This window comes from Enterobacter sp. K16B, assembly GCF_020216105.1.
Classification (GTDB): Bacteria; Pseudomonadota; Gammaproteobacteria; order Enterobacterales; family Enterobacteriaceae; genus Enterobacter; species Enterobacter sichuanensis.
This window is the reverse complement of sequence record NZ_JAIWJZ010000111.1, coordinates 1-10,232: the sequence shown is the minus strand read 5'-3', so window position 1 is coordinate 10,232 and position 10,232 is coordinate 1. Positions and strand designations below refer to the sequence as shown.

General features: G+C 54.6%; 6 protein-coding genes and 1 pseudogene. 3 read left to right on the top strand and 4 right to left on the bottom strand.

Features of this window, described 5'->3' with window-relative positions; translation table 11 throughout:
* On the bottom strand, positions 1–774 hold a 774-nt coding region (gene pgaB / locus LDK53_RS18755), incomplete at its 3' end, for a poly-beta-1,6-N-acetyl-D-glucosamine N-deacetylase PgaB (RefSeq protein WP_225287806.1).
* A gap of 8 nt (positions 775–782) precedes the next feature.
* Entirely contained in the window at positions 783–3,221 is a 2,439-nt protein-coding gene (gene pgaA / locus LDK53_RS18750; protein ID WP_225287805.1) for a poly-beta-1,6 N-acetyl-D-glucosamine export porin PgaA, read from the bottom strand.
* Positions 3,222–3,893: 672 nt separating this feature from the next.
* Between pgaA and LDK53_RS18745 the strand changes: the two are divergent.
* Positions 3,894–4,420 (top strand): annotated as a pseudogene (locus tag LDK53_RS18745) (helix-turn-helix transcriptional regulator).
* A 61-nt stretch (positions 4,421–4,481) separates the two neighbouring features.
* Here LDK53_RS18745 and LDK53_RS18740 read toward each other — a convergent pair.
* Both LDK53_RS18740 and LDK53_RS18735 read right to left on the bottom strand, forming a co-directional pair.
* Positions 4,482–7,499 carry an autotransporter domain-containing protein gene (locus tag LDK53_RS18740; RefSeq protein ID WP_225287804.1) on the bottom strand — a complete coding sequence of 1,006 codons (3,018 nt, stop codon included), beginning with the start codon at positions 7,497–7,499 and terminating at the stop codon, positions 4,482–4,484.
* Between the two features lie 116 nt (positions 7,500–7,615).
* On the bottom strand, positions 7,616–7,930 hold the full coding sequence (locus LDK53_RS18735) for a lipoprotein (RefSeq protein ID WP_045286548.1): 315 nt from the start codon (positions 7,928–7,930) through the stop codon (positions 7,616–7,618).
* 175 nt (positions 7,931–8,105) lie between these two features.
* Between LDK53_RS18735 and LDK53_RS18730 the strand changes: the two genes are divergently transcribed.
* Complete coding sequence (locus LDK53_RS18730) at positions 8,106–8,738, top strand: response regulator transcription factor (protein ID WP_045286547.1); 633 nt, start codon at positions 8,106–8,108, stop codon at positions 8,736–8,738.
* Positions 8,735–10,232 (top strand): sensor histidine kinase (locus tag LDK53_RS18725; protein WP_225287803.1); only part of this gene is annotated, 1,498 nt, incomplete at its 3' end. The genes LDK53_RS18730 and LDK53_RS18725, both read left to right, overlap by 4 nt.

Here is a 10,232-nt window from a genome sequence, read left to right as displayed (position 1 = left end):
CGTGCCGTTGGCGGCACCATAGGGCCAGACCCAGGCACGCGGAGCTTTGCCGGTCACCTGGGTGATTTTTTCGGTGACTTTGCGCACGTCATCGCCGATCCGCTGGCTGAACTCAAGGTCCGTTTCATAGCGGCCCGTTGCGTTATCATAAAAGCGATTGGCGATCGCCGGTTCGCGGCTGCCCTGCGGGTTGGCCGGAATGCCGTAGTGCGAGGCCCAGGTATGCGAGCCGATCTCAATCAGCGGGGAGTGGCTGAGCTCGCGCACCATGTCCCACGTCGCGAAGCGATCGCGGGGCGTCATCAGGCCGCCGAAGTTAACTTTTTGATTTTCCGGCGTATCCACCCAGCTGCCCACCGGCGCCCACAGCGCAGGAACGTTCCACGCCTGAAGCAACGGCCAGACACGGGTGTAAAAGCTGCTGTAGCCGTCGTCGAAACTGAGTAATACGGCTTTCGGCGGCAGCGTTTTTTTCCCGTCATGGGCATCCAGAATGTCCTGCACGCTGATGGCGTGATAGCCGTTGTGCACAAGCCAGCTAATCTGCTCGTTCAGCGCGCTGGTGCGAACGGAGAGGTAGCGCTGATCGGCGGCATCATCTTCTACGTCGTGGTAGGCCAGGACCAGAAACTGGTTCGTCGGCCAGGGTTTGCTCGCCTCCAGCTGCGGTCGCGCTTTGGGGGCAATAAATGAGAAAGCCTGTGCACAGGCGCTCGCGCTCAGGCAGAGCCAGCCGAAGAGGAGCAGGCTCACGGAAAGACGTGTATTCAGCATATTCATCCTTAAAAGCGTAAAGTCGCATCAAACGTGACGGAGAGATTGCTTTCGCGCTTGCCGTCGTAAGGGCGTTTATCCCAGTTCAGCATCACGCCAGTATCAATGACGTTGTTCCACTGGATGCGTTGTCCGTAACCCACCAGGGTGATGGCCCCGGCGGACTGATTTTTCTGCCAGTACCTGCCGCCTCCCGCCACGATCTGCTGGCTCCAGAGGGTGTCGTAATGGCGATACATCTCATGATCGACGGACAGGGCAGCCGTCACGGACAGGTCCCGCACCGGGTTGTAATAGAGCGTGTTCCGCTGGCTGTTTTTACTGGCGGCGATCTCCGGTTCGAGATCCAGCGTCAGGGACGGCACCTGCCAGAGACGCCCTTTCCCTGTGAGGGTGTATTCCTGTCGGCGGTTATGGTCTGAAAAGTGACTGACGGCGGCGCTGAACTGGTACTCACGCCGCTCGTTTTGATACCAGCGCACGCCGCCTTCACCCCGGTTAGCACTGATCCCGTTGCGTAACGCCCGCAGAGGCGTGGTGCGGGACAGGCGTTCGAAGCTGCCGCTGACCTGCCAGTTATCCGTGAGGCTGTAGGTGGTTGAGAGGCGAGCCCCGGGCTTGCTGGCCCCGTGATAGCGGTTTCCGGAGAGTTCAGCTTCGAGCAGGAGGTCACGAGGCCGCCATTCGACGCCGCCCGACAGATGACGGCTGGAACCTTTGCCTTCATCGAAATTACCCTCTGCGTAGCGGGTGCCCGCAAACAGCCGCCAGTTATCTGCCATTGGCGGACCATAGAGCGTGGCGTCCCAGTTCATGTCGTGGGTACCGCTAACGGGATTATCGGAGTGCAAACCTTTTCCCGCGTTGAGACGCAGCTCGGACAGGTGGTGGACTGCTCTGAGCCTGTCCAGACGCCGGGCGCTGCGATCGACGGGTGCGCGAGCAAGCACGTCGTCGGCCAGTAAGTCCATCTGTCGCCACTCCTGCAGATCCCTCGCGACATAGGCCTGCTGCAGTTCCAGCTCCAGATTCGACGGTTCGAGCGCCTCCGCCATTTTCAGCTTTCGCTCGGCCGCGCGCGGCAGACCCCGGGCCTGAAGCAGGGAGGCATAGTCAATCTGTAATCCCTGGTTGCCGGGCGCCGTTGCGGCCATACGCTGAGCCAGCTTTTCGGCTTCCGGCTCGGCATGGGTCGCCAGTAAATAGTTAAAGTGCAGCGACTGTCCGCTAAGCCATCGATCGTTCGGCTGAGGGGTAGGGGAACCGAAATCGTAACGACTCCAGGGGATGTTGCGGGTCTGGCGCTCAGCATACTGGCGGGCGGCCTGATACTGACCGGTATCCAGCCAGGCATAGAACAGCGCATGCTCCTCGTCCTGCGGATCGGACGCATATTGTGGATAGCGTTGCAGAAGTGAGAAGGCGGCAGCGGCGTTTTTCTCCTGCAAATACGCGGAGATAACCCAGCCGATTGCCCAGCCCGGGACCGGATGCCGTGCGGCCGTCAGCGCCTGATACTCGCGGATGACCTGCGGATAATCGCCATGCGCATACAGCGCACCAAGTCTGTCGATACGGGCAAGGATAATGTCGTCCGCCGCCTGCGGATCGTTTTGCCAGCGAGCAAACAGGGTGTCGTAACGATTCAGTGCGCTTTGCGCAAGAAGCAGGCGCTCTTTTTCTGTCCTGGCGGGCACATCAGCAAGGCGAACGGTTTCGGCAGCGGCATTCAGCTCAAGACGGCGACGCTGCGCCGGAGTCAGCGCCACCCGTTGTGAACGTTGAAGCGCGGGGGTATTCACCCGGTTATCCGTAAGCGCGTCGATGAAGTCTCTCTGCAGCGCGTTATTCTCTGGCGCGATATTCAACGCGCGTGTGTCCGCTAAAAGCCGATCGCTGTTTTTTCCCTGCATTAACCAGACATACGCGAGCGTCTGAAGATGGGCCTGCGAGGGATTTTCAGCCACCAGCTGCCGGGCTTCCTGCAGCGCAAGGGTATCCATGCGGGCATCGGCAAGGGTTTTGATGTAGCCGATACGGTAATCGTCATTCTCTGGAGCAAGGCTACGCGCTTCATTCCAGAGCGATAACGCGGGCTGCCACGCTTTCTGATTTCGCCTGGACTGCGCGACGGCCGCAACGCCCCGGGCGGGAAGCGGCATATAAATACCATAACGCCGCCAGACCTGAATCACCTCGTCATCGCGACCTGCCCATCCTGCTACCTGTAGCCAGTCCGCAACGTTCTCAGGTGTCAGGGCATGCTGTTGCTGATAACGCTGCACATAATCGAGAAACGGTGTGTAATTACCGTTACGCGCCTGCTGAATCTGTTGCTCATAAACGGATCCCGTAGCCTGAACCAGAACAGGAAAGAGTAATAACAGGAACAATAATGTTGGGGTGCGATAAAAGAATAACGTATTGAAGCGAAGTGAACTTTCCATATCTATTTGCCATTTGTTTATCATGAATCCATTGCATAACACGGCCGCCTTTAAACTCAGCGTTAAAGGCCATAAATGAGAACATTAAATCTGAATGCAGTGATGTTTCGGGGTACTTACTTAAAGGTAATTATGGATCCTTATCTCAGTCGGTGGGATGGAAGATAATGTACACCTGATATCTTGCCGGATAAATATGCTGAAAAGCGGCTATGCTGTTTTGAGATAATTCTGGGATGAGCCGGTTTTAACGATTATTTCGAAGGGGTTGGTTAATTCTAACTATCTGAATTTAAATTCATTTATTTTTATTGTGACAAGAATGTTTATATTTTTAATGCCGATTATCTGCGTCAATTAAAGTAGTTTCTGGTGCATGTTTGGGAAGTTTCATGACAAAAATTCTTAATGTTCAGAGAAGTGACTTTTCTGCGATTGTTTTTTATTTATAATTAATGGCAGCCATTGAATGAGAGTCTACAGGAAGTCTCACTCATCAATGTCTGAATTGAGGGATGTCCAAAGCCAGAATACATTTATCGTTAATATGACAGCGCTATAAAACGAAGGCGGTTTTCTTTCCGCCGGATCGTTCTTGCTTTAATCTAAAAGGGATGGTTAGTGGCAACTTCAATAGTGTTAGTGACTCAGGATCGCTACCTTGTCAGGGGGATGAGGCTATTTTTCCCGGATATTATCCTGCTCGACTCGGTTGACAGAAACATATTTGATAACGGTGCAGATGAATATTCTGTATTGATTGATAGTCGTTCTCCGCTCCGTTTATATGATTACCTGATACGCCATCCGGCCAGAACGAAAAAAACGATCTGCTGCGTTATGCTCGATATGCGCCATCGCGAGGAGAATCTGCTCAGTATGAAATTGTTTACCAACATGTCGCACACCGCGGCGGATATGGCCTCGCTGTTTAATCTGGTGCTGAATATGAAGGGCAGGCGTCTGACCACGAAGTGGCTGCTTAACCTGCGGCTAAGCATGCACGAACGATCATGTTGCGGTTGCTGCGGGCAGGCATGTCGATGGAGGAGGTGGCAAGCGAGCTGGGGATGTCGGTTAAAAGCCTCTACCGCAAACGCACGGCGCTCTCGGAACGGCTGGGTGCTGAGAACTTTAATGAGGCGTGTTTGTTTATCTTTAAAAACAAACTGCTGGACGCAGGTGGGAACGATCCCTAACGTTGCCGAAATCCAAAAGCAAAAACCCGCCTCAAGGGCGGGTTCTTTAAAGGGAAATGATTCAGAACGACCAGCGCAGATTCGCGTTAACCGAGTTGACGCGGGTATCCGCACCGTATTGTCCCTGATACCCCACATCCAGCGTCGCAGCCCGCGACAGCTGTACGCTCACGCCGATATCACCCACCATCACGTCCTCATCCACGGCTTGTCCCTGAGTAATGAACGCGTCGCTGCCCGCAAACGCCATGCGCGAAGACGTATTCTTATCGCCATAGGCGTGCTGCCAGCCCAGCGAACCGTAGAGGTTAACGTTCTTCGGCAACTCGGTCACGCCGCGCACCCCGAGGGTGGAATAGAAGGTGTTCATCGTTTCATTACGTACGCTCAGCGCGGCGGCACCGCCGTCTTCCCTGAAGCTGTCGGTATGCAGTCGGATCCAGGAGAGATTAATAAAGGGTTCGACATTCATCTCTGACTGGCCGAAACGGTAGCCCGCTTCGGTGAACGCCAGCAGCGAGTTGGCGTCGTAATCCGACTTCAGCCGATCCGAGAAGCCGCTGAAATCCACATTGCGCTCGCCTTCAATCTTGTGCCAGGTGTAACCCAGCGCGCCACGAAGGGAGAACGCATCCTGTTGGCCAGCCGCATACAGGCCAAGGTGGTAGTTGTCGGTATCCGTTGAGGAACGACGGCTGTCGACGTCGTAATCCCCCCGGCTATAGCCGAAGTAGCCACCGACACGCACGTTATGGTCCGCCAGCTTGCGATCTGCCCCCAGCAGGAAGCCGGTGGTGTTGCCGTCCAGCTTGCCCACGTTACCGTCGCCGCTGTTTCGGCTCCAGGAGCTGAAGGTCTGGCCCCAGACGCCATTGTTTTGCGGCTCCGGCTGCTGCACCAGCGACATTGCTAACGGTGGTATCGCCAGGGTGTCGTTATCAAACGCGCGCTGCATCCGCTGGTTTAACACATTAAACACCTGCGTGCTGCCGGCAATCAGGTTGGACTGCATTGACGGATAAACTTCACCGGATAGCTGGTTGAACGCCTCGCGTGCTTCCGGTGCGCTCAGCACCAGTAGCGAGTTATACAATGCCAGCGACGGGCCGCTTTGCGTCAGCGTGGAGAGCGCGCCGGCAGTGTTCCACTGGTTGCTGCTTTTGGCCACGGTCTGAAAAATCCCCGGCTTGCCGCTGCCGGGGTTTTCACCGCCAGGATTCTCACCGCCCGGGTTTTCTCCTCCTGGATTCTCACCTCCTGGGTTTTCTCCTCCCGGGTTCTCACCACCCGGGTTTTCGCCTCCTGGATTCTCGCCGCCAGTCTCTTTCTGGGCGATGGTCAGATCGACGGCGTTGGTGCCCTGCCTGAGCGCCACGTCCAGGAAGGCCGATTTGGAAATCGCTCCGGCGAACTGACCGTCAATTCCCCCGTCCGAGGTTAATATGCGATAGCTTTGGCCCGTTTTGTAACTGGTTTGCGGGTCCAGCGCGGTGACCTGTACTTTAGCCAGATCGCTGATAGTCGTTTTGCCCGATACCAGCAGCTGGTCGCTGCGGCCATCTCCTGCGATATCGACGTCATAGAAGGACTCGCCCACAAAATTCAGATAGCGTTTCAGCGTCAGCGTGCCGATATCGCCATCCCCTGGTGAGATATGCCCACCGGACAGGATCTCGGTCTGGCCCAGCGTGCCGTTGCCGCCCAGGGTGCCGCCGGCCTTGATTGACGCGGCGCTGCTGTAACCCAGTCCATTGCTGACGTCTGAACCCGCCGTCGCGTTGAGGATCAGCGTGCCGCCGTTCTCGGCGCTAAGGGTCTGAATGTCAAAGATATCGTCTTCTGCCTGGGTGTTGATGTTGCTGGCAATAATGACTTTGCCTCCGCGGGCGGTCACGTTCGCCTGAAGGGCTGAAAGATCGCCGTTCAGCGTTGTCTGTCCGGAGGTATTAATCACCTCACCCTCGCCGCTCATCGTGTTGCTGAAGACGTAATTTTCGTCGGTATGGTTGAAGTAGACATAGCTGCCGAACAGCCCGCCACGCAGGCTGATTGCCGTCTTCGCATCGAGGGTACCCGCACCGCCCGCCTTACCAAGCGTTGGCTCAGTTATACCCGTGCCGGTGTCCATGTTGCCGCGGCTGCCGATAATTAGCGCACCCCGGTTCGAACCGGAACCCGATGTCCCCACGATCAGCGCATTGCTGCCAGCGGAAAATGAACCGTCGTCAATAACCGACAGCACGCCGTTGCCATAATCGCCCACGCTAACGTTGCTCTGGCTGGTAAAGCTCGAGTCTTTGCCCGCAATAACCAGCTCAGCGGTTTTCCCTGCCCCGGAGACGCCCGCTACCTGCACGCTGCCAACGTTAACCGCTCCGCCGTTCAGTACGTCCAGGTCGCCATTAAGCGTCAACGTACGGCCAACATTCCACTGTGAGCCGCTTCCCGTGACGGTGGCTTTTGGGCTCAGCGTGTCGGTTTCATCCGGCCCGGTACCATTGCCGATGCGCGCATCGTAGGCGGTATTAAGCGCCGCACCGTCTTCAATCGCCAGCGTGGAGCGTGCGCCCAGATCGGTGCCTACGCTAAGAAAATTACTGGTCACGCGAGAGCCAGCACCCGTGGCGATAAGGTGACTGTCATAGCCACGCGTGGTGCCGACAACGATCTCCTTAGCGCTTGCCAGCGCGCCCTCTTCGACTCGAAGGGTGCCCAGGCCAAGATTCAGGTCGCCGTGCAGGACGTATTGATCGTTCAGCGCGTTAAGCTCCGCGTTTGGCCCACGGACCGTGACCACGCTTTCATAAATTTGGCCGTCGAACAGCCGACCGATATTGATGTTATAGGCGGTGATTTTGCCATTATCGATCAGCAGGTTTCCGCGTTGATTACGTCCTACGTAAACATCTCCGGTGTAACCCAGCGTTTCGGTAATACGCGAGTCGCCATCAAAAATAGCATCCGCTGCACGCGCGAAATCGGCAGGTGAAAGCAGTAACAGCGGCGCGGAAAATAGAGCGAGGTAAAGTCTGGAAAGCGGTGTCTTAACCGCTAAAGAATGCGATGTAGAGTTATTCACGGGCTATCTCCGTACTCATTAGCGTGATGTCGGGAAAATCGTTTTTATATGAAAACTCAGATACGTCAGATAACGTAAAAGGCGTTATTTCAGTACGCCTTTTAATGTGGTGTTAATTATTTATGGGTGACAACAGGTGTACAGGTTGGCGCGCTCAGCGTCGGTGCGGATCCTAAAATCCCTGGCATCATCATCGATGAACAATCGAAAATACGCCCTTTTTCTGTCGTCGCGCGATAAGAGAGTTTTTGCCCTCCCAGTGCGTCTGGTTGGGCGCCATTAACGTTAGTCACGGTTATTTCATCCGATGAGCCCAGCCCCAGCATTTTAGCGGTCTCCGCCTGCAGAAGTGGAATAGCCTGATCGGTTTTTAGCGTGGAACAACCGGCTAGCATCAACGTAACGGTTAAAAAGATTAGTGGTTTTCTCATAAATTACCCTTTATATCCAATCAGTTAATTTCACTGATTGTATTTATGTTTACAGTTACCCAAATCAGCAAATAATATATTTCCCTTTCCTAATCGAAAAAACCCTCCTAAAGTAGGGTGGGTATAAAATAATTCATCCGTACTCTTAGATATGCGAAGGTAAAAGGAGGACCCTTTGGGACAGAATTATGCGTTGGTCGTTGATGACCATCCATTGGTAGCAAGCGGCATCGCCAATTTTCTGATTACACACTGCCACTTTAAGCAGGCGCATGTGGTGACGAATGAGGATGATTGCTACCGTCAAATTAGGGACAATGGCCCACCACGCTTGCTGGTAATCGATTTTTGGCTCTCGTCCGGAACGGCCTTGAGTTTACTCAAGGAAATAAAACAACTTTACCCACAGGTACGACTCCTGGTGGTCAGCGGGGATGACAATAATGATATCTGGCGGAAAGTTCATACCGCCGGGGGGCACGGTTTTGTATTAAAAAGCGAACCGCCTGAAATGTTCTCACGGGCCGTTTTCGCACTCACCGATAATCTGACCTGGTTTCCTGAGGGAAACGAACTTTCCATCAAGTCGAATAATGAGAAGTTAAGTAAGTTTAACTTAACGCCGCGACAAATTGACGTGTTAAATATGATTATGCGCGGCTTGCCAAATAAAAGAATCGCCGCGCAGCTTTCAATTTCCGAGCCCACGGTAAAAGAACATATTAGTAATATTTTGAAAAAGATAGGCGTTAATAGTCGTGTCGAGGCCATTACGCTTCTGCATGGCAAGCAGGAACCGTCGGAATGAGGTTTTTTAAGAGTTTACAGAACGATGGTATCTCCGCTCCAGCGCAGATCCGTTTGCTAAACAACACCTTTTTACGGCTGGTGTTCAGCTTTAGCGCGGTGCCCTTTGTCGGTATTCCTTTCGCCATCTGGATTTATATGCTTGGGGACGACCTTGGCCCAACGATTTCCTGGATAATCATTTATCTGCTATGTGCTGTGGCGATACGAATATTGCACCGACGTTATCAGCGCGAAGCGAAAAAAGACGTTGAAAAAGACGTCCTGAGACGCTGGCTTCCGCGTATTAATAATATCGCCTTTATTCACGGGCTGGGAATCTCATCCCTCTATTTAATTACCCCGCAGACGCAGAACTTTGACTTTTTCCTGCTGCTTAATATCAGTATCGCCGCCATCGTCGCCGCCAATGCGACGCATCTGACGCCTGTCATCAGCACCTTTACGCGGTTTTTCTTCGCCTCCTGGGGGATGCTGAACCTCGGTATTATCTGGCGGCTGGATGAGCTGATGTTTATCGTGCTTATGCTGAATCTGCTTTACGGCTTCGCGATTTACCGCCATGCGTTAACGTCACATGCGTTCTTTATTCAGCAAGCGCTGCTTGAGGAAAAAAGCTCACGGCTGGCGGAACAGTTTCGTCAGGCCAAAGAGGACGCGGAGCAGGCGCTGCTGGATAAAAATCAGTTTCTGACCACCGCCAGCCACGATCTGCGCCAGCCCGTGCACGCGATGGGCTTTCTGATCGAGGCCATCCTCCACCGAAACCGGGACGCTAGCCTGACGCCACAGCTTCTTGACCTGCAGCAGAGCGTTCGCTCGGTACATTTGATGCTCAATTCTCTGCTCGATCTCAGCAAAATAGAATCCGGGAATGTACTTTCTGCCCCTGGCAAAGTGGATATCGGTGTTCTGCTCGACTCGGTCATCACGCTGTTTCGCGAAGAGGCCAACAGCCGCGCGCTTAAGCTATGTACCCGGCGGCCCAAACGCCGCATCTACGTGCTGGGCGATCCGCTGCTGGTGCGACAATCTCTGATTAACCTGATTCAAAACGCCCTTCGCTACACGCTCCAGGGCGGTGTGCTGGTCGCCATCCGACCACGCGGCGAGGAGTGTATGGTGGAGGTGTGGGATACGGGGGTCGGTATCGCCGATGACGAGAAGGGCAAAATCTTCTCGCCTTACTACCGTCCCGAGCTGGCATGGAAGATCGACAGCGCCGGACACGGGCTGGGACTGGCCGTAGTGGCCCGTTGTGCCAAGCTGATGAAGGTGAAGTACGGGATGCAATCCATTGAAGGTAAAGGCTCACGCTTCTGGATGCGCTTCACCCAATATACTGGCGAAGACATCGCGCCGGATATTTCGCCCACCTGTGACAACACTGCCACGCCGGTACGCTATGCGCCGCTGCACGGTTCCTGCCTGGTCGTCGATGACGATCCGCTGGTAACGTCTGCCTGGGAGAGCCTGATGAGCATCTGGGGAATCA